Source organism: Flintibacter sp. P01028 (assembly GCF_041925235.1).
Taxonomy (GTDB): domain Bacteria; phylum Bacillota; class Clostridia; order Oscillospirales; family Oscillospiraceae; genus Lawsonibacter; species Lawsonibacter aceti.
Genome location: NZ_JBHEVC010000031.1, coordinates 1 through 525 on the forward strand (window position 1 = coordinate 1; position 525 = coordinate 525).

Consider the following 525-nt stretch of genomic DNA (forward strand, 5'->3'; position numbering starts at 1 on the left):
GCCGCCGAATTGTCTGTTACACATCGTTTTTTGACCTTGTGACAGTCAAAAAACGAAACTATTATGTGTACCGGTACGAGGGAAACCTCAACGGCATAGAAAATGCGGTAGTTCTTTTGAGTTATCCGGAAAAAGCATTTGGTAATCCCAAAGCATTGCGTGCTTTCATCAGTACAAACGCAGCCCTGTCTACACAGGAGATTCTTTCCTGGTATGTGTGTCGATGGCCGATTGAAGTATTTTTCCGCCAGTGTAAGGATAAACTGGCACTGGACAGCTATCAGATACGCTCTGCACAGGGAATCAAAAGGTACTGGCTACTTATGTCACTGGCACATTTCATGTGTGCAGTGGGTACTGGTAGGTTCTGTTCGTTTGAAACTGGATATCACGAAATCTGTGATACCATTCAGCTGGAAAAGTATCGTTATCTTTTTCAATGCGCAAAGGAAAGCAATGATTTTGATTCATTTATGAAATTCGCAGTGTAGTTTTGTGCAATTTTTCAAATTTGCTCATTTATAG

Annotated in this window: 1 protein-coding gene; it reads left to right on the top strand. The window is 41.3% G+C overall.

Features of this window, described 5'->3' with window-relative positions:
- Window positions 1-491 (top strand): transposase (locus ACEVJK_RS14450; protein WP_374740904.1); only part of this gene is annotated, 491 nt, incomplete at its 5' end.
- Window positions 492-525: the final 34 nt, after the last annotated feature.